The 17,976-nt window shown below is 58.4% G+C and carries 16 protein-coding genes and 1 tRNA gene; 6 read left to right on the forward strand and 11 right to left on the reverse strand.

Features of this window, described 5'->3' with window-relative positions; genetic code table 11:
- Positions 1-34 precede the first annotated feature (34 nt).
- From AO353_RS11465 to AO353_RS11500, 9 genes are all read right to left on the reverse strand, one after another.
- The gene (locus AO353_RS11465) at positions 35-2,917 is read right to left on the reverse strand and encodes a DUF927 domain-containing protein (RefSeq protein WP_054595043.1); all 2,883 of its coding nucleotides are present in this window, start codon (positions 2,915-2,917) and stop codon (positions 35-37) included.
- On the reverse strand, positions 2,907-3,194 hold the full coding sequence (locus AO353_RS11470) for a DUF3077 domain-containing protein (RefSeq protein ID WP_054595044.1): 288 nt from the start codon (positions 3,192-3,194) through the stop codon (positions 2,907-2,909). Before AO353_RS11470 ends, AO353_RS11465 begins: the two co-directional genes overlap by 11 nt.
- Positions 3,191-3,481 (reverse strand): hypothetical protein, encoded by a 291-nt coding sequence (locus tag AO353_RS11475; RefSeq protein ID WP_054595045.1) that lies wholly within the window; start codon positions 3,479-3,481, stop codon positions 3,191-3,193. The genes AO353_RS11470 and AO353_RS11475 overlap by 4 nt, the downstream gene beginning before the upstream one ends.
- Positions 3,482-4,012: 531 nt before the next feature.
- The gene (locus AO353_RS11480) at positions 4,013-4,318 is read right to left on the reverse strand and encodes a hypothetical protein (protein WP_054595046.1); all 306 of its coding nucleotides are present in this window, start codon (positions 4,316-4,318) and stop codon (positions 4,013-4,015) included.
- Complete coding sequence (locus AO353_RS11485) at positions 4,315-4,569, reverse strand: helix-turn-helix transcriptional regulator (protein ID WP_054595047.1); 255 nt, start codon at positions 4,567-4,569, stop codon at positions 4,315-4,317. The genes AO353_RS11480 and AO353_RS11485 overlap by 4 nt, the downstream gene beginning before the upstream one ends.
- A gap of 98 nt (positions 4,570-4,667) precedes the next feature.
- Positions 4,668-4,952: a helix-turn-helix domain-containing protein gene (locus tag AO353_RS29715; protein ID WP_081013724.1), complete on the reverse strand. Its 285-nt coding sequence runs from the start codon at positions 4,950-4,952 to the stop codon at positions 4,668-4,670.
- A gap of 144 nt (positions 4,953-5,096) precedes the next feature.
- Complete coding sequence (locus AO353_RS11490; RefSeq protein WP_054595048.1) at positions 5,097-5,390, reverse strand: pyocin activator PrtN family protein; 294 nt, start codon at positions 5,388-5,390, stop codon at positions 5,097-5,099.
- A gap of 241 nt (positions 5,391-5,631) precedes the next feature.
- The gene (locus AO353_RS11495) at positions 5,632-6,867 is read right to left on the reverse strand and encodes a tyrosine-type recombinase/integrase (protein ID WP_054595049.1); all 1,236 of its coding nucleotides are present in this window, start codon (positions 6,865-6,867) and stop codon (positions 5,632-5,634) included.
- Positions 6,868-7,034: 167 nt separating this feature from the next.
- Positions 7,035-7,111 (reverse strand) — tRNA-Arg (locus AO353_RS11500).
- Between the two features lie 349 nt (positions 7,112-7,460).
- On the opposite strand from AO353_RS11500, the gene gabD reads away from it, so the two are divergent.
- From gabD to AO353_RS11515, 3 genes are all read left to right on the forward strand, one after another.
- On the forward strand, positions 7,461-8,903 hold the full coding sequence (gene gabD / locus AO353_RS11505; RefSeq protein WP_054595050.1) for an NADP-dependent succinate-semialdehyde dehydrogenase: 1,443 nt from the start codon (positions 7,461-7,463) through the stop codon (positions 8,901-8,903).
- A 176-nt stretch (positions 8,904-9,079) separates the two neighbouring features.
- Positions 9,080-10,357: a 4-aminobutyrate--2-oxoglutarate transaminase gene (gabT, locus tag AO353_RS11510; protein WP_054595051.1), complete on the forward strand. Its 1,278-nt coding sequence runs from the start codon at positions 9,080-9,082 to the stop codon at positions 10,355-10,357.
- 136 nt (positions 10,358-10,493) lie between these two features.
- The gene (locus AO353_RS11515) at positions 10,494-11,708 is read left to right on the forward strand and encodes a response regulator (RefSeq protein WP_054595052.1); all 1,215 of its coding nucleotides are present in this window, start codon (positions 10,494-10,496) and stop codon (positions 11,706-11,708) included.
- Between the two features lie 130 nt (positions 11,709-11,838).
- Here the strand turns inward: AO353_RS11515 and AO353_RS11520 are convergent, their stop codons facing one another.
- Positions 11,839-12,828 (reverse strand): GGDEF domain-containing protein, encoded by a 990-nt coding sequence (locus AO353_RS11520; protein ID WP_054595053.1) that lies wholly within the window; start codon positions 12,826-12,828, stop codon positions 11,839-11,841.
- A gap of 245 nt (positions 12,829-13,073) precedes the next feature.
- Positions 13,074-14,252 (reverse strand): delta-9 fatty acid desaturase DesA, encoded by a 1,179-nt coding sequence (desA, locus tag AO353_RS11525; RefSeq protein WP_054595054.1) that lies wholly within the window; start codon positions 14,250-14,252, stop codon positions 13,074-13,076.
- Positions 14,253-14,400: 148 nt separating this feature from the next.
- On the opposite strand from desA, the gene dibA reads away from it, so the two are divergent.
- The 3 genes from dibA (at position 14,401) to AO353_RS11540 (ending at position 17,905) form a co-directional block, all read left to right on the forward strand.
- Positions 14,401-16,320, forward strand: a complete 1,920-nt coding sequence (gene dibA / locus AO353_RS11530) for a phosphodiesterase DibA (RefSeq protein WP_054595055.1) — start codon at positions 14,401-14,403, stop codon at positions 16,318-16,320.
- Between the two features lie 313 nt (positions 16,321-16,633).
- Positions 16,634-16,816, forward strand: a complete 183-nt coding sequence (gene oscA, locus AO353_RS11535; protein ID WP_007941032.1) for a sulfur starvation response protein OscA — start codon at positions 16,634-16,636, stop codon at positions 16,814-16,816.
- Between the two features lie 75 nt (positions 16,817-16,891).
- Positions 16,892-17,905: a sulfate ABC transporter substrate-binding protein gene (locus AO353_RS11540; protein ID WP_054595056.1), complete on the forward strand. Its 1,014-nt coding sequence runs from the start codon at positions 16,892-16,894 to the stop codon at positions 17,903-17,905.
- The last annotated feature ends 71 nt before the right edge of the window (positions 17,906-17,976 follow it).

Genomic DNA, 17,976 nt, shown 5'->3' on the forward strand with positions numbered 1-17,976 from the left:
TAAGCCGGCGCTACCTCATGAATTAGGCAGCGACTTAGGCGGCCTGCGCTTCGCGCTCACCCTGCTCAGGCACTGCCACAACCACGTAGCATCGCTGCAAACCAAGTCCAGGCAGGCGTACAGCCGTCGACGCTTTGCCATCGGTCCCCGGCTCCAACACACCTCGACGTAACAGCTCCTTGTTCACCGCGTTGATGTTCATGCCCTTGAATACCTCGGAGCGCCAAGCTTCGGGCAGCACGTAGTAAGTCGTCGTCGTATGCAGCGTGTCGCCCATTCCGTGTTCCAGCGACTTGCGAAAACCCAGTCGGTCAATGGTGCGCGGACCGTGCTCATCAATCTTTGCGGCAGCCGATTCCCAGCGGGTGAAGCGGCTTTCGCCGAAGCGTTCGATGACCTGGCGCAGCCGTGCCAGGATCGCGTCCCCTTCGAAGTTACCTGCGCCGCCGCGCTCATTCATCCAGGCACTGAGGCACACCCGGGCTGCGGTAGTGGCGGTGCCGTCTGGCCAGCCGGTGATTCCCATCGCGGTGGCCAGTTCGCCGGCAGCGGCAGCCAGACCGAAACGGGCCGCAGCACGATGCGCCTGACCGCTGGCCGAGGCCGGGAGTGCTTGAGCGATAAAGCCCTCTACGGTGTGGCGCAGGATCGCCGACCAACCATGCCGCTTGCCGGGCTCACAGAGGGCCGACAGGAAGGCGGTGAGCGGTGTGCCGTAGTACTTGGCCACCCGCGCCTTGAGTGCATCGGAGAGGGCCGCCGCATCATCAAAGCCGTTCAGCACATCGAACATGCCCAGGCCTTTGCTAGCGTCCGCAGGCACTGCGAGCATTCGCACCTCCATACCGGCTTTCAGCTCCTTGTTCGCTTCGGCCATGTGCTGCGCCAAGGTCTTCTCGCCGGTCGAGAGAAACAGCAAGCGCCACTCTTGTACCTGTCGGCCTGCTTGTCCTCGATCATTGGCGCGTGCCTTCCCGGTGCCATTACCGAGCATGTACACCGTTTCGCCAATGATGCGCGGGTCGCACATGCCGATCTCATCCAGCACCAGTAGCCCGTCGGAGTGCGCAGCGGCGATGGATTCCAAGGCGTTATCCGTCGAGCGCCAGGAACGCACCAGGCGCGGCCCGCCGTAGATCGAGGCTGCCACTTGCAGGTGGGTGGTCTTACCGCCCGAACTGTCACCGTAGAGGTGGAAGCCGCCCGACTCATGGCCAAGCATGTGCAACAGCGGACCGGCAAACGCCACGCTGGCCACAAACGCCAAGCGGTGATTGCCGATGCACAAGGCGCCGATTTGCTCTTGCCACTGCTCCAGAGTGCCGGCTTCGCTGATGGGTGGAAGCTGCGCGCCAGCCTCATAGAAGTGCAGGTGTTCGGTGTGCGAGCCGACCTGTTGTTCGGGCAGCAGGAAGGCGCTGTCGTGCCAACCCAAGCGGGTGACCAGTCGTGCCCGCTGTGCACTGTCGAAGCCGCCGAGATAACTCTGCAGGTCGTTGCGGGCATTGCGCCCGGAACGACTGCCGGCCAGTCGCAAGCCCATGTCCACTAGCGGGCCGAGCACGTCCTTGCCGAAGTCGCCGGTCATGGTCCGCGCCGGGATGTTCCAGCGCTTTTTCGCACCGTCGGGATCGTCGAACTCGACCAGCAGCCCCCAGTTATGCCCCTGCGCATCACGAGTGCGCGCCAGAATCTCCAGTGGCGAACATACGGGGCGCGCTTCGCCATCGTCACCGGAATAAAACACGCCTTCTGGCGTGAGACGGAAGCCACCGGGCAGCAAATCGTTTTTGGGTTTCGCGGCACGTTTGGTCGTTGGCTTGGCCTTAGCTTCGGATTGTTCGGCCGGTGCCTTCTTCGGCTCAACACCGAACAATTCGCCGCTGCGTTCCAGCTCGGTGAAATGACCTGCCGTCCAACCCTTAGTTTGGGCATCGGCCGCGTCGTCTCCGTCATCCCATTGACCACCCTTGGAAAAAGTGGGCTGGCCATTTTTGACGGTTGGCTTGCGGTTGAAGACGTCCAGGGCGATCACGCGCACCGACGCGGTGCCGATCAGTTGCAGTTGTTCAGCGACGGCGTCCATGCAGCTTTTGCCACTGGCGTCGTTGTCTGGCCACAACACCACGGACCGACCTTTGAGCGGTGTCAGGTCAGCTTTGTGCCAGGAGTTCGAACCGTTCGGCCAGCACATGGCCACGTAGTTGGGCAGCAGTTCCGCCGCAGCGTCGGCGGCCTTTTCGCCTTCGCACAGAATCACATGGGCCTCTGGTCGTTGCACCAGTTCATCCAGGCGCAGCAGAGGACGCGGCTCAGGCAGACCCTGCCAGCGCCATTGCTGTGTTAGGCCGTCGGCACGCTGGCACCAGGTCAAAGGTGCAAACACCTTGCGCGGTTTGTCGTCTTCATCCGGGCCCAAGTCGAAACGGTAGAGGGCCATGACCGGCTGACCATTAGTGTCGCGATAAACCCAGACTTTGGACGGTGCGCCGTGTTGCCGGTGTTTGGCCGGGCACTTGTTCATGGCCTCGGCCGGAATCGGCTGAATGGCGAGCCATTCCGGTGTTTTGCTTTTGCTGGGGCTTGGCTTCGATTGAGCCGCCCCGTTGGTAACGTGCAGCAGATCCGCCAACTTGTTGCAGGCTTCGACGTCGGTGCCACCGTCGAGATAGCGCACCAGATCGATCAGGTCGCCACCTTTGTCGCCGGTGGCAAAATCCGCCCAGGTGCCTTTGCTCAAGTTGACCTTGAGGGAGCCGGCGCGTTTGTCGGTTCTGGTCGGATTGGGAGCGGTGTATTCCTTGCCGCCGTCGACACGTTTGCCGTTGGGCAGCCAATGAGCAAGTACCCGGGAGATCTCTTTCAGAGAGGCCGTTTTCACGTCGGCGAAGCTGGGGCGTTTCGTCTTATTGGTCATGACCGGCCTCCACTCGCAGGAGGGCGGTGGTCACATCATCGATCACCGCCTTGCCCATTTCGCTTAGGTAGTGAGCGGCCATCGCGCACTGCTCAGTGCTGTCGCCGTGGGTGGCCAGGAGCGTCATGCGATTCGCGCAGCTCAGCAGGTCGGAAGCGTATTCAAGCGCGTCGGACACTGGGACCCCGGCACTGAGCCGAAACAGCGTCTGATAGGGTTGCCCGCACTGCGCGAAAGTGGTCGCGCCCTGGGTGGTGATGTTGGCCTGGAGGCTCATTGTGCACCTCCGGTTTTAGCCCGAGGTGTTGAGGTTGCATCGCCGTGCAAGGTCAAGGTTTTAATCAGGCCCAGGGTGCCGCGCACGTCCCAAATAACGGCCGCCAATATGTGATTGGCCAAGCGCGGTCTGTCGCTTTCGCTTTCGAAGTGATCTTCAAGCAACGTCAGCACCGAGTCGGCGCGGGCAATGGCGCAGGTGATGGCGTCGATGGGTACACCGGCTTCGGCGTTCATGCTGACGCGCAGCAGGTCTTCAGGCAGGGCACAACTCAGGGCGTTGTTCATTGGGCACCGCCTGCGGTTTCGAGTGCGCGGGCTTTGGCCATATGAGCGTTGTAACGGGAGAGGCGTGTAGCGAGACTGGAGTTGGCGTGTAAAGCGGCGAGAGCCATTGCACGATGTGCAGCGGCGCGAAATTTGGACGGATTTAGAGTAGGCATAGGTGGAGCTCCTTCTTAAATAGGAACTGCCACGATTCGTCGCCAAACGAATTGGGGTGGCAGCTGTGCGCAGGTTGGCGAACCGGGTAAGAAGGAACCCGGCAGACCCGAAGGTCTCCCACGCACAGCCGCCATGAAGCAAGAATGCGGGCACAAAAAAAGCGCCTGCAATCGAGATGGGGGCGCCTGTGCGCCTTCTTAAACTCGGGTCGCCAAACCCGGTCGCTGATTTTGCAGCGACGGCCAGAGAGTAACGTCCGTTTTTCGAAAGTGCAACTGCGTCGATGGCTTGCGGATTTTTCAGGAGCGGCATAAATTGTTCGTGCATGTAGATTTACCTCAACGCCTCCGGATCGCCCCCGGAGGCGTTTCCGTTTCAGGCATGGGCTTCCCAGCGCAGGGAAAGTAGGGGCAAGAAGTCTCCATCGATCATGGAACGAGCATCCTCATAGGCGGCGGCTTGCTGGCCTTCGTCGACAATCACGGCATTGAATTTTTCGCTGTGGATGGCTAGGGCGCACCAGGTCCCATCAGGCCACCTCAGCACTCCCACGACACGATTAAGGCGTTCGTGTTTGGTTCGGTAGCGCTCGAGGCGTTGCATGTAGGAAGCCGATAGACCAATCTCGCGAAGAACTGAAAACGGCCTGAGCTCTGCTCTGTTGGCTACGGGTCGCCTCATGCTGCTGCCTTGTCGCGAGCGGCAATCCGTGCACGGGTCCAATTCAAGACTTCAGACAAAACCCAAGCTACTGGGGCGCCACGGGCATTGCTGTCGGTAAGTTTTACAGGCTGCGGAAAGCCGCTTTCGGGCTGGCTCATGAGCTTGTAAACGGTGGCTCGGCCAATGCCAGTAATGGACATCACCGTGGCGATTCGGATGAGCGTTGCTGTTGGATCGAAACGTCCTAGCTCTAGATCGCTTTTCTTCATTTCTGAAGTCGAGGGCAACGCATTTTCTTGGACCAAGTGGGGGGCAGGTCGTGATGAGGCGAGTGTCAAAATTTTTTGCGTTTGTCCGACTCTACTCATCAGAATGGGCCTCGCGCAGCATCGGTAGCAGCGGAACACATCCGGCTTTCGAGCCATGCAAGTACATCCTCTGAGCGATAACGCACCCGAGAACCGAGTCTGAGAAAGGGCAGTGGACTGCGCCCTGAACTACGCCAAGCAGCGAGAGTTTTGTTGGACAGCGCTAGAGCGGCAGCAACTTGGTTTGACGTCATCAAACCAAAAACGGGTGTAGAGACGGCGATGCTTTTGAGTGGTGTTTTTTCGGTTGCGTCGCGTCTTGTATCTTGGATGGCGGTAGTCATTGATGGTCCCCTGTGGTTGTGGAAGGTCACAGGGCCATCTATTTATGTGGTTTATTCGATTAAGGAAACTAGCAAAATTTTGGCGTGCTGATCTTATCCACATAACATCTACTTGGCAGCACGACGCTTACTAGATGCACCAAATCACCCCGACGAACGGTCGTTATCATTCGTCGTATCGTTCCAGCCTGGTGGGTAGATCGTCTTCCAGTCGGCGCCATCAATCCATTGCGCTAGATCGTGAAGGTAGACTACCCGCTGCGTCTGGCCACCCCAGTCCCCCTTCACTACGCGCAGCGTTATCTTCCCCTCTCGGATTTTTCGGAGAAATTGTGGCATCCCCCAGTGGCTAGCGTAATGGCGTCTCACGATATCCAGCGGAATGCAGACGCTGCCGTATTTCTTTGTTAAGAATTCCAACGTCGGAAAATCAGTCATTCAGGCTCCCCATGCCCCATTTGGTTGTGTTTAAGCAGCGCACATTTTCGGCAATTTTCCAACATTGTAGTTGCCAGCAGCATGCGATTGCCTCTAATCACGTGTTACACCCTTTCTTCCTGTAACACCTTCCATCAACACACGGCTGATCGCGTGTTACACGAGATAAAACCTTGTAAATCAATAGGATGATGACTTCTGTTACACGCGAAACACCTGTTACACCGATATTTGAGGGGAGTCAGACTGCCCTTCCAAATTGACCCTGAACAATGTTGCCTTGCACCAATTCGTCAAGATGGTCGGCATACCACTGCATCATGACTTTGCGCTGTGGCAAATACACGGCCTTGTTGTATACGCCTGCTATTCCCTCTTTTACGTGGGAGAGTTGAGCCTCGATATGGTTTTCGTCGAATCCATGCTCATTCAGGATCGTGCTAGCGATGTGACGGAAACCATGACCAGTTTGCCTGCCTGCATAGCCCAACCTACGCAACGCCATCAGAAATACGGTGTTGCTACGAGGGATGGTTCGATCTTTTCTTCCAGGAAATAGGAGAGGGTAGGCCCCTGTCAACGTGCGCAGTTCCGTTATCGCTTCAATGGCTTGGCGGGATAGAGGTACTACATGTTCGCGGCGACGCTTCATTCGCTCGGCAGGAATCGTCCACAGCTTTTTGTTGAGGTCGATTTCTGACCAGCGTGCTTCTCGAATCTCGCTCGGGCGTGCCGCTAATAAAGCCAGCAAACGGAGCCCTAGACGAACATCCTTTGCGTGAGGGTAAGAGTTAATCGCTCGGAGCAATGCAGGCAGCTCTTCTATCGACACGTGCGCATAGTTTTCAGCGCTACGCGTCTGTAGGAATTTATTGAGGCCTTCAAGGGGGTTGTGTATGGCTCGGCCTGTCACACGTGCCAAGTCGTAGATCTCTTTGCAGAAGGCGCGAACTCTGCCCATTTGCTCGATGATCCCTTTCTGCTCCATGCCGCGCAGAAACTCCATCCATTCAAGGGGAAGTATTTCTGTGTAGATGCGTTTGCCGAAAACAGGGAACACGTGAAGTTCCAGGGCGCCAAGGACTCGACGGGACGTACCGGCTTCCCAGCTTGAACGCCTAGCATCAAACCATTCGCGCCCTAATGCTTCGAATGTGTTGTTGGCGGCCACCCGGTCAGCAATTTTGCGAGCCTGCTTGCTGACTAGAGGATTTTTGCCAGTCGATGCGTCATCCCGCAGTTGTGCTGCCTTCTGCCTGGCTAGAGAGCCACCGATTTCGGGGTAGCCGCCTAGCCCCAGCCAAGACCATTTCCCGTCTGGTTTTTTGTAGCGCAACTCCCAAGACTTCTGACCATTTGCTTTGACCCGAAAATACAAGCCGTTGCCGTCTTGCTCCCGGTACGTTGCACTCTCCGGCTCCAGCCCTGCGAGAGTAGTGTCGGCCAGTGGGCGGCGTTTGATTTCAGTACGCTTCACTGCGTGTATGCCTCCAGTTCAATGAATATCAAAGCATACACGTGGGCATACACGGCGTGAAGTTATAGGGGTAGACAGGGACGGATAGCCAGAAACAAGAAAGCCCGCACGGGGCGGGCTTCTTGGGGTGTTTCGTAGACTGTCTGAGACAGGTCTAGACTGCTATATGGTGCACCAGGCGGGATTCGAACCCACGACCCCTGCCTTCGGAGGGCAGTACTCTATCCAGCTGAGCTACTGGTGCAATGCGGGCGCCATGATACTCATATGCGCTGCGGGCGTCCATGCTGCTGAATAGCCTGATGTTTCGCGCCCGCCGAGCGGGTGTTTACTACGTTGATCAGAAAAATATGGCAAATGCGGCGTTTTCGTTCTTTTTTTCGAACAGCCTATTGTCCTTTACCCCCTTTGATCCTAGGATTCGTTTGAGATTTCAAACGCTCTTGTCTGGGTGCTGAACCGCACGAGCTTCAATAGTGCGCTATTTATGTGCTTCAGCCCGGTGAATGATTTCCCTGACGGCAGCCTTCAAGGCGCCTTTCTACAATCATAATTTGCTCCGCGCGTGCGCGGTGCTGTTAAGGAAAGCCGACATGCAGCTTAAAGACACCCTGTTGTTCCGCCAGCAAGCCTTCATTGATGGCGCCTGGGTCGATGCGGACAATGGTCAGACGATCAACGTCACCAACCCGGCAACGGGCGAAATTCTGGGCACTGTGCCGAAAATGGGCGCTGCCGAAACCCGCCGTGCCATCGAAGCCGCTGACAAAGCGCTGCCGGCCTGGCGTGCACTGACCGCCAAAGAGCGCGCGAACAAGCTGCGTCGCTGGTTCGAACTGATCATTGAGAACCAGGACGACCTGGCTCGCCTGATGACTCTGGAGCAGGGCAAGCCATTGGCCGAAGCCAAGGGCGAAATCGTTTACGCCGCATCCTTCATCGAATGGTTCGCCGAAGAAGCCAAGCGCATCTACGGTGACGTGATTCCGGGCCACCAGCCAGACAAGCGCCTGATCGTGATCAAGCAGCCAATCGGCGTGACCGCTGCGATCACTCCGTGGAACTTCCCGGCTGCGATGATCACCCGTAAAGCCGGCCCGGCCCTGGCCGCTGGCTGCACCATGGTGCTCAAGCCTGCTTCGCAAACGCCTTACTCGGCCTTCGCCCTGGCTGAGCTGGCCCAGCGTGCCGGTATCCCGAAAGGCGTGCTGAGCGTTGTGACCGGCAGCGCCGGCGACATCGGCAGCGAGCTGACCAGCAACCCGATCGTGCGCAAGTTGTCCTTCACCGGCTCGACCGAGATCGGTCGTCAGCTGATGGCTGAATGCGCCAAGGACATCAAGAAAGTCTCCCTGGAGCTGGGCGGCAACGCACCGTTCATCGTGTTCGACGACGCGGACCTGGATAAGGCGGTCGAAGGCGCGATCATTTCCAAATACCGCAACAACGGCCAGACCTGCGTCTGTGCCAACCGTTTGTACATTCAGGATTCGGTGTACGACGCGTTCGCTGAAAAACTCAAAGTGGCCGTGGCCAAACTGAAGATCGGCAACGGTCTGGAAGAAGGCACCACCACTGGCCCGTTGATCGACGGCAAAGCGGTGGCCAAGGTTCAGGAGCACATTGCTGATGCCCTGAGCAAAGGCGCGACCCTGCTGGCCGGTGGCAAGGTGATGGAAGGCAACTTCTTCGAGCCGACCATCCTGACCAACGTGCCGAAAAGCGCTGCTGTGGCCAAGGAAGAAACCTTCGGTCCATTGGCGCCACTGTTCCGCTTCAAAGACGAAGCCGAAGTGATCGCGATGTCGAACGACACCGAGTTCGGTCTGGCCTCGTACTTCTATGCGCGTGACCTGGGTCGTGTGTTCCGTGTGGCTGAAGCCCTGGAATACGGCATGGTCGGCGTCAACACCGGGTTGATCTCCAACGAAGTCGCGCCGTTCGGCGGCATCAAGGCCTCGGGCCTGGGCCGTGAAGGCTCCAAGTACGGCATCGAAGATTACCTGGAAATCAAATACCTCTGCCTGGGCATCTGATCGGGTAAGGAATTAAACGCAAAGGGCACGAGAGCGCTGTCCCTTTGCGGGCTTCAAACGTTATTTCTCGGTGGCCGGGAAAGCTGTGGCAGTCGATCATCGCATGCTGCCGTAGTTGCCTCCCCGCCACGTATTCCTTGGACCACGCCGCCCGATGAGCGGTGAATGAGGACTTTATGAGCAAGACCAACGCATCTCTGATGAAACGCCGCGAAGCCGCTGTACCACGCGGTGTTGGCCAGATTCACCCGATCTTCGCCGACCACGCGAAGAACTCTACCGTGACCGACGTTGAAGGTCGCGAGTTCATCGACTTCGCCGGCGGTATCGCCGTGTTGAACACCGGTCACCTGCACCCGAAAGTCATCGCAGCCGTGACCGAGCAGCTGAACAAGCTGACTCACACCTGCTTCCAGGTGCTGGCTTACGAACCGTACGTAGAACTGTGCGAAAAAATCAACGCCAAGGTTCCAGGTGATTTCGCCAAGAAGACCCTGCTGGTGACCACTGGCTCCGAAGCCGTGGAAAACTCCATCAAGATCGCTCGTGCCGCCACCGGCCGTGCCGGCGTGATCGCCTTCACCGGTGCGTACCACGGTCGCACCATGATGACCCTGGGCCTGACCGGTAAAGTCGTGCCTTACTCGGCCGGCATGGGTCTGATGCCAGGCGGTATCTTCCGTGCGCTGTACCCGAACGAACTGCATGGCGTGAGCATCGACGATTCGATCGCCAGCATCGAGCGTATCTTCAAGAACGACGCCGAGCCGCGTGACATCGCTGCAATCATCATCGAGCCGGTTCAGGGCGAAGGTGGTTTCTACGTCGCTCCTAAAGAGTTCATGAAGCGTCTGCGTGCCCTGTGCGACCAGCACGGCATCCTGTTGATCGCTGACGAAGTACAAACCGGCGCTGGTCGTACCGGTACCTTCTTCGCCATGGAACAGATGGGCGTTGCAGCCGACCTGACCACCTTCGCCAAATCCATCGCTGGCGGCTTCCCGCTGGCCGGTGTGTGCGGCAAGGCTGAATACATGGACGCCATCGCTCCAGGCGGCCTGGGCGGCACTTACGCCGGTAGCCCGATCGCTTGCGCCGCTGCGCTGGCGGTGATGGAAGTGTTCGAAGAAGAGCACCTGCTGGATCGCTGCAAAGCGGTTGGCGAGCGTCTGGTTACTGGCCTCAAGGCCATCCAGGCCAAGTACCCGGTGATCGGTGAAGTGCGTGCCCTGGGTGCGATGATCGCGGTTGAACTGTTCGAAAACGGCGACAGCCACAAGCCTAACGCCGCGGCTGTCGCCAAAGTTGTGGCCAAGGCCCGCGACAAGGGTCTGATCCTGCTGTCGTGCGGCACTTACGGCAACGTGCTGCGTGTGCTGGTGCCGCTGACTGCACCGGACGAGCAACTGGATAAAGGTCTGGCGATCATGGAAGAGTGCTTCTCCGAGCTCTGATTGCGCAGTGTGACCTGATCGACAAAAAACCCGCTTCGGCGGGTTTTTTTTGTCACTTGAAACACATCGGCGGCTTTTGCGCTGTATCGAATGGCCAGCATTGTCTAAGGTGCAAGCATTGCCTCGGAGTGAACTGATGACCGCTGTTGATTTACCGGCTGTACCGCGAGTGCTGATCGCCGAGGCTGACCCTTGGTCTCGAGACCTGCTCAAGCAGGTGTTGCTGCACGTGCGCTGCGATGCGCGGCTGGATCTGTGTGCTGATGGCCAGCAGGCGCTGGAGTTGTTGAGTGAAAATCCTTATGACCTGGTGATTGCCGATTGGGAGCTTTCCGGTGTCGATGGCCTGGGCTTGCTGCGTAGCGTGCGTCAGCGGCGGCGTAACCCGGTGTTGCCGTTCATTCTGATGAGCAGCCGCAACGACAGCGCCAGCGTGCGCGAGGTATTGCCGCTGGCCCCGACGGCCTACCTGACCAAGCCCCTGAACATGGAAGGTCTGACTCAGCGCCTGCAGGATTTGCTCCTGAGCGCCGGCCAGACGGTTTCCTGTGACGTTCCGGCGCTGGCGCCCGGCATGACCTTGTCGACCTTCCTTGAGCGTCGGCGTGAGTTGGCGGACGGCGCGCCGTTGCTCACCGACGTGCAACTGGCAGTCAAGCGCAGCCTGAACCCCAATGGCCTCGATCTGAAGCTGCTGGAAGAAGAAGTGCGCACTGACCCGCAGATCACTGCGGTGCTGATCGCCGCCGCCAACAGCGCCTCGCAGCACCTTGGCGACACGGTGCAGACCGTGTCCCAGGCCTTGCATCGCCTGGGCACCGGACAAAGCATGAACCTGATCGTTGGCCTGGCCCTCAAGCGCAGTGCGAAGTTGAGTGATCCGTGCCTGGCCGATTACGCCGAGCGCTACTGGGAGCTGTCACTGCACACCGCAGAATACGGACGGAGCCTGGCGCGCTTGCTTGATCTCGATCAGGAGCGTTGCTATTGCGCCGGCATGCTCCATCGTCTCGGCGATCTGGCGCTGTTGCGTTGCTTGCAGGAGTGGAAACAGGCGGGGGGCGAACTGGACGAGCTGGAAGAGGTCGGCGACGCATTGGCTGAATTTGGCGCGGCCTATGGTTCGGCGTTGCGTACTCGCTGGCGGCTTCCGTTGGAGTTGCGAGAGCTGATTGCGGCGGTCTATCAGCTCGGTGGCGGGGTGTATTCCCGTGAAGCGCTGGTGATGAACCTGGCGGCGCAACTCGCTCGCCTGACCGAGCATGAAGGCGTTGAAGAACTGGCCAAAAGCCGAACGGCGCGCCTGCTCAAAATCGGCCTGCCGGAACTGATGCGCTTGCGCAAAAAATGAACCCGATCCGAACCCTGTAGGAGCAAGGCTTGCCCGCGATTGCATCACCGCGGTGTATCTGCAAGACCGAGGCGCCCCAATCGCGGGCAAGCCTTGCTCCTACGGATCGGTGTTGTTCAAGCCATTGGGGTCAGCCGGAGATAATGCGGTTCTTGCCCTGGCGTTTGGCTCTGTACATCGCGGCGTCGGCGCGGGCGTACAGGCTGTCGATGGCTGCATCTTCTGCCGTGAGGCTGGTCAGGCCCTGGCTGACGGTGATGCTGAAGGTCTGCCCGTCATGGCTGAAACTCAAACGCTGGATTTCCCGTTGCAGGCGCTCGGCGACTTGCCTCGCCATCTCTGGCGCGCAGCCAGGGAATACCGCTGCAAACTCTTCACCGCCAATGCGCCCGAACAGGTCACCACGGCGCAATGCGGCGCGTCCGCATTCGGCGAGTTGTTGCAGCACTTGATCGCCTTGCTGATGGCCGTACGTGTCGTTGATGAGTTTGAAGTCATCGATATCCAGCAACAGAAACGCCAGCGGTGAACCTTGCAGGCGGGCCTGTTCGAACTCGTGGCTGGCGCATTCGAAGAAGTGTCGACGGTTGCTGCTTTGGGTCAGCACATCGGTGGTGGCGAGGCGTTGCAGCTCGGTTTCCAGCTGCTTCTTTTCGGTAATGTCCTCGGCGAAGCCGACTACGATCAGCGGTTGCCCGGGTTCGGCCTGACGATTGATGAAGCACTTGTCGCTGAGCCAGCGCACTTGGCCGTCGGCGGCGAAGATTCGGTATTCGCGGTCTTCAACTGCGCCTTTTTCCAGCACTTGGGCAAGGCTGCGTTCGGCATAGTCCAGATCGTCCGGGTAAACGCTGTCGCGCCATTGATGATAGTCAGCCAGCAGCAGGCCGGCCGAGCGACCGAAAATCCGTTCATAGGCCGGGCTGACATACAGCACCTGACGCGTTTCCCAGTTGAAAGCCCAGAGAACGGCATTGACGCTGACCAGCAACGAACTGAACAACTGTTCACGCTCGCTCAGGCGCGCGACTTCGCCTTGGGCATGCATCAAGGCCATCAGGGTTTGCGCGGCCTCGGGCCACTGTGGGTAGGGTAGGTCTTCCAGGTTCTTATTGACCATCGGCACAACTCTCAAAGGGCGTGCCGCAAGTTCGATAGCGGCCACAACAAAGCCCGCCTGGATGGCGAAGTGCTCTTTGAGATAGGGGATTTGAAGCTTAGTTCCCGCTTTTTGTGGCGAGGGAGCTTGCTCCCGCTGGGCGGTATACCGCCCCAATCTGGCGACTGCGTTTTGTCAGTTAAAACGTGTCGCCAGGATTGCGAATGCTCTGCATTCGAGCGCGAGCAAGCTCGCTCGCCACAGGGTCAGGCAGGGCGCAGAGAGTAGGTTTTCAACTGGTGGGCGAAGTCGCGCAGCGATTGAATACCGCTGGCTTCGGCTTCGTGGACCCAGTCCTTGATGGCCGCCAGCATGTCGTGGCCATTTGAGCTGGTCTTGATCCAGATCTGCTGCAAGGCCAGGCGCTTCTCGTAAATTACCTTCAGCGCCTGACTGTGCTCGAGCATCGTCTGGATGCGCACATGGTGCTTGTCATCCAGCAGGCTGGTTTCTCGCGAGAGCAGGCGCTTGGCACGATGGAATTGGTGGCGAACCGAATGGTCGACCTTTTCCAGCTCTTGCTTGACCAGCGGGCCGATCACCAGCTTGCGGTACTGGGCCATGATCTGGAAGCGGTTGTTGAGGATCGCCATGGCGGTGTCCATGTCCAGGCTGCCTTTGCCTTCGACACGGTGGGCGATCGGTGCAACTCGCTGAACCTTGGCCAGGCGCAGGAAGCTGAAGACCTGGATCCACGCCCAGCCGAGGTCGAATTCCCACTTCTTCACCGACAGTTTTGCCGAGTTAGGGTAGGTGTGATGGTTGTTATGCAGTTCTTCACCGCCGATCAGAATGCCCCAAGGCACCAGATTGGTCGCCGCATCACGGCATTCGAAGTTGCGGTAGCCAATGGCATGGCCCAGGCCATTGACCACGCCGGCGGCCCAGACCGGGATCCACATCATCTGGATCGCCCAGACGGTGATGCCGATAGTGCCGAACAGCAGCAGGTCGATGACGGCCATGATCGCCACACCCAGCAGCGGATAACGGCTGTAGAGGTTGCGTTCGATCCAGTCTTCAGGGCAGTTCTTGCCGTAAATGCGCAGGGTTTCGGGGTTCTCCGCTTCGGCGCGGTACAGCTCGGCACCTTTGCGCAAGACCGTGGACAGGCCTTTGATCACCGGGCTGTGCGGGTCGTCGACGGTTTCGCATTTGGCGTGATGCTTGCGGTGGATGGCAGTCCACTCGCGGGTGTTCTGCGCCGTGGTCAGCCACAGCCAGAAGCGGAAAAAGTGTTTCAGGCCGGCATTGAGCTCAAGGGAGCGATGGGCTGAATAACGATGCAGATAAACCGTGACGCCCACGATGGTGATGTGGGTCATTAACAGGGTGACTGCCACCAGTTGCCAGGGCGACAAGCCGAGTAAACCTTCGTACCACATAGGCTGTATGGCCCTCGATAAAGAAAAAAACAGCTGGCGCATTATCACTCAGCACACAGATAAAACCAGTCGCCCTTTCAGATAAGAGTGGCTGGATGTTTCTTTAATCTATAATTCCAACCTTTTTTGTAAGGCCATGGACGACCGAATGTCTGCTTCTTATCGCGATGCCTTGCGTGCAGCGCTGCTCTACCTGGTGTTTTCTGTCGTTTGGCTGAAATTCACTGGTTATTTATTAACCAACTTATTCGATGAATCCGCTGATCTTCAGCAATGGCAACTGATCAACGGTTATGTCTGGGTGGTGCTTAGCGCTGGGTTTATCTTCACCGCCCGGGCTCGTTTGCTGTGTTTTCTTGGCGTCGGCGCCAAATTGCGCCACCGTAACGAAGATCGCACTCGATTGCGCCAGGCGCAGGCGGTGTTCGATTGCACCCGTGAAGGGGTGTTGGTCACTGATCGCCAGAGGGTGATCGTCCATGTCAATCGGGCCTTTATGGACATCACCGGTTATCAGGCCGAAGAGGTGTTGGGCCAGAGTCCCAGCCTGTTCAAGTCCGGCCATCATCCGCCGGATTTCTATCAAGCAATGTTCGAGAGCCTGAAACGCACCCGCGAATGGAGCGGCGAGATCTGGAACCGGCGCAAAAGTGGTGAAATTTATCCGCAATGGCAGACCATCCGGGTCATTCACGATGACCACGGCCAGCTCAGCCACTATGTGGCGGTGTTTTCCGACATCAGCGCGATCAAGAATTCCGAGCACGAACTCGCGCATCTGGCGCACCACGACCCGCTGACCGACCTGCCCAATCGTTTGCTGTTCAGTGATCGCGTCGAGCAGGCACTGGCGTCGGCGCAGATCCACAAGCGTGGGTGTGCGTTGCTGATGATTGATCTGGACCACTTCAAGATGATCAACGACAGCCTTGGGCATAACGTTGGCGATCAACTGCTCAAAGCGACGGCGGCGCGTCTGCAAGGCCTGTTTGGCCCCGGTGTTACGCTGGCGCGTTTGGGTGGCGACGAGTTTGCCGTGTTGGCCGAGAACTGTCCGCAAGTGGTGCAGGCTGCCGCGTTGGCGCAGCGGATCATTGAGGGCCTGAAAGAGCCGTTTTTCATCGTGGCTCACCCGTTGTTCATCAATGCCAGTGTCGGTATCAGCCTGTTCCCCAGCGACGCGCTGAGCGCCGAACAATTGCTGCGCAATGCCGATTCGGCGTTGTTCAAGGCCAAGAATTCGGGGCGCGACGGTTATGCCTTGTACACCGAGGAGTTGACTGCCCACGCCCAGCACCGGGTCGAGATGGCCTTCGAATTGCGCCGAGCGCTGGAGCAGCAGGAGTTGCGGGTGTACTACCAGCCGGTGCATGACCTCACGACCCGCCGTTTGATCGGCGTTGAAGCGCTGGTTCGCTGGCAGCATCCACAGCGGGGGCTGGTGCCGCCGGGTGAGTTCATTCCGATTGCCGAACGCACCGGGTTGATCGCCGAGATTGATGCCTGGGTGATGCAACAGGCCTGTCAGCAGATGTGTGCCTGGCAGAACGCCGGGGTGGTGTTGTCATTTGTTGCGGTGAACGTTTCCACCCGCCTGTTTGCCCGGCGCGAACTGTTTGAGCGGGTTGCCCAAGTGCTGCACGACACGGGACTGGACCCGGCGTGCCTGGAGCTGGAAGTGACCGAAAGCGCAGTGATGGACGATCCGGAAGTCGCGCTGGAACAAATGCACCGCTTACGCGAACTGGGCGTACGGCTGGCCATCGATGACTTTGGTACCGGTTATTCATCGTTGCTGCGACTTAAGCGTCTGCCAGTGCAGAAACTCAAGATCGATCAGGGCTTTGTCGCTGGCCTGCCGTTGGATGAGGACGATGCGGCGATCGTTCGAGTGATCATCGCCCTCGCGCAAAGCATGGGCATGCAGGTGCACGCCGAAGGCATCGAGCAGGTCGAGCAGGCGGCGTTTTTGCTCGATCAGGGGTGCGATCTGGGCCAGGGTTACTGGTTTGGCCGACCGATGCCGGCTCATGAGCTGGACTGGACGCGAGCGCCGGTGATTCGCTGAAGGCTCTTGTGGCGAGGGGGCTTGCCCCCGTTGGGCTGCGCAGCAGTCCCGATATCAGCAGCCCGGTTCTTTCAGACATATCGCGTGTTCCGATTTTACGGCTGCTTCGCACCCGAACGGGGGCAAGCCCCCTCGCCACAGAGGCTGCGAAATTTTCAAAATCTGCAAATCCTTGTCCTGTCAGTTAATGTCTTTCAGTTATATAAACATTCTTAAATAGTATTTTTAAGAATATCTGCGCCTATCTACTATTGCCCTCACGCCGTAAGCAGTGCCGCCACTGCCAGGCACATCTCATTGAAGGAGCAGCACCATGAGCGCATCTCTACGTAGCGTTGACGGCCAGGACGAAGCAACCATTTTGCGTGAGATCCAGAGCGCACTGCGCGATCTGCGCTTTGGGGCAGTAGAAATCACCGTGCACAACGCCCAGGTGGTTCAGATCGAACGCAAAGAGAAATTCCGTTTGCAGAACCCAGGCAACAAGCCGAGCTGAAGCACTACTCAACGGGCAACCCGATTCCGGAAAACCATAAGAACAGCCAACACAAAAGAATTCAGGAGCTGCACCATGTCGTCGATTCGCCGTTACGCTTTGGCCGCTCTGGCCAGCGCCATTTTTGCCGGTTCCGCGGTTGCCAAGGATTACGAGCTGCTCAACGTGTCGTACGACCCGACCCGCGAGCTGTATCAGGACTACAACGCCGAGTTCATCAACTTCTGGAAGAAAGAGCACGCTGGCGACAACGTGAAGATCCAGCAATCCCATGGTGGTTCGGGCAAACAGGGCCGGGCAGTGATTGATGGCCTGCGGGCCGACGTGGTGACCCTGGCCCTGGCCGGTGACATCGACGAAATCGCCAAACTCGGCAAAACCCTGCCGGCCGACTGGCAAAAGCGCCTGCCGGACGCCAGCACGCCGTACACCTCGACCATCGTGTTCCTGGTGCGCAAGGGCAACCCCAAAGGCATCAAGGACTGGGGCGACCTGACCAAAAACGGTGTTGAAGTCATCACCCCGAACCCGAAAACGTCTGGCGGTGCGCGCTGGAACTTCCTCGCGGCCTGGGCCTATGGCCTGAAAGCCAACGGCGGTAACGAAGCCAAGGCCAAAGAGTACGTGCAAACGCTGTTCAAGCATGTCCCGGTACTCGACACAGGCGCTCGCGGTTCGACCATTACCTTCGTCAACAATGGTCAGGGTGACGTGTTGCTGGCCTGGGAAAACGAAGCCTTCCTGGCGCTGAAAGAACAGGGCGGCGCTGACAAGTTCGACATCGTCGTGCCTTCGCTGTCGATTCTCGCCGAACCGCCCGTAGCGGTCGTCGACAAGAACGCCGAGAAGAAGGGCAACGAGCAGATCGCCGAAGCCTACCTCAAGCACCTGTACAGCCCGGCTGGTCAGGAAATTGCTGCGAAAAACTTCTACCGCCCGCGTGACAAGGACGTGGCCGCCAAGTACGCCAAACAGTTCCCGACCCTGGAGCTGGTGACCATCGACAAGGATTTTGGTGGCTGGAAATCCGCCCAGCCGAAATTCTTCAATGACGGTGGCGTGTTCGACCAGATCTATCAGGCGCAGTAACCTGAAATAGATCGGCAAATGAGCCCCGAATTCACCGTCGGGGCTTTATGCATTCTCAACCAAGGACTTTT

The organism is Pseudomonas fluorescens, from assembly GCF_001307155.1.
GTDB classification, from domain to species: Bacteria; Pseudomonadota; Gammaproteobacteria; order Pseudomonadales; family Pseudomonadaceae; genus Aquipseudomonas; species Aquipseudomonas helvetica.

What these genes read in the sequence shown, in the direction of transcription:
- AO353_RS11480 (WP_054595046.1), bottom strand. Translation starts at nt 4,318, where the DNA reads ATGAGGCGACCCGTAGCCAACAGAGCAGAGCTCAGGCCGTTTTCAGTT.
- dibA (WP_054595055.1), top strand. Translation starts at nt 14,401, where the DNA reads ATGTCTGCTTCTTATCGCGATGCCTTGCGTGCAGCGCTGCTCTACCTG.
- gabT (WP_054595051.1), top strand. Translation starts at nt 9,080, where the DNA reads ATGAGCAAGACCAACGCATCTCTGATGAAACGCCGCGAAGCCGCTGTA.
- AO353_RS11490 (WP_054595048.1), bottom strand. Translation starts at nt 5,390, where the DNA reads ATGACTGATTTTCCGACGTTGGAATTCTTAACAAAGAAATACGGCAGC.
- AO353_RS11470 (WP_054595044.1), bottom strand. Translation starts at nt 3,194, where the DNA reads ATGAGCCTCCAGGCCAACATCACCACCCAGGGCGCGACCACTTTCGCG.
- AO353_RS11485 (WP_054595047.1), bottom strand. Translation starts at nt 4,569, where the DNA reads ATGAAGAAAAGCGATCTAGAGCTAGGACGTTTCGATCCAACAGCAACG.
- AO353_RS11540 (WP_054595056.1), top strand. Translation starts at nt 16,892, where the DNA reads ATGTCGTCGATTCGCCGTTACGCTTTGGCCGCTCTGGCCAGCGCCATT.
- AO353_RS11475 (WP_054595045.1), bottom strand. Translation starts at nt 3,481, where the DNA reads ATGAACAACGCCCTGAGTTGTGCCCTGCCTGAAGACCTGCTGCGCGTC.
- AO353_RS11520 (WP_054595053.1), bottom strand. Translation starts at nt 12,828, where the DNA reads ATGGTCAATAAGAACCTGGAAGACCTACCCTACCCACAGTGGCCCGAG.
- desA (WP_054595054.1), bottom strand. Translation starts at nt 14,252, where the DNA reads ATGTGGTACGAAGGTTTACTCGGCTTGTCGCCCTGGCAACTGGTGGCA.
- AO353_RS11515 (WP_054595052.1), top strand. Translation starts at nt 10,494, where the DNA reads ATGACCGCTGTTGATTTACCGGCTGTACCGCGAGTGCTGATCGCCGAG.
- gabD (WP_054595050.1), top strand. Translation starts at nt 7,461, where the DNA reads ATGCAGCTTAAAGACACCCTGTTGTTCCGCCAGCAAGCCTTCATTGAT.
- AO353_RS11465 (WP_054595043.1), bottom strand. Translation starts at nt 2,917, where the DNA reads ATGACCAATAAGACGAAACGCCCCAGCTTCGCCGACGTGAAAACGGCC.
- oscA (WP_007941032.1), top strand. Translation starts at nt 16,634, where the DNA reads ATGAGCGCATCTCTACGTAGCGTTGACGGCCAGGACGAAGCAACCATT.
- AO353_RS29715 (WP_081013724.1), bottom strand. Translation starts at nt 4,952, where the DNA reads ATGACTACCGCCATCCAAGATACAAGACGCGACGCAACCGAAAAAACA.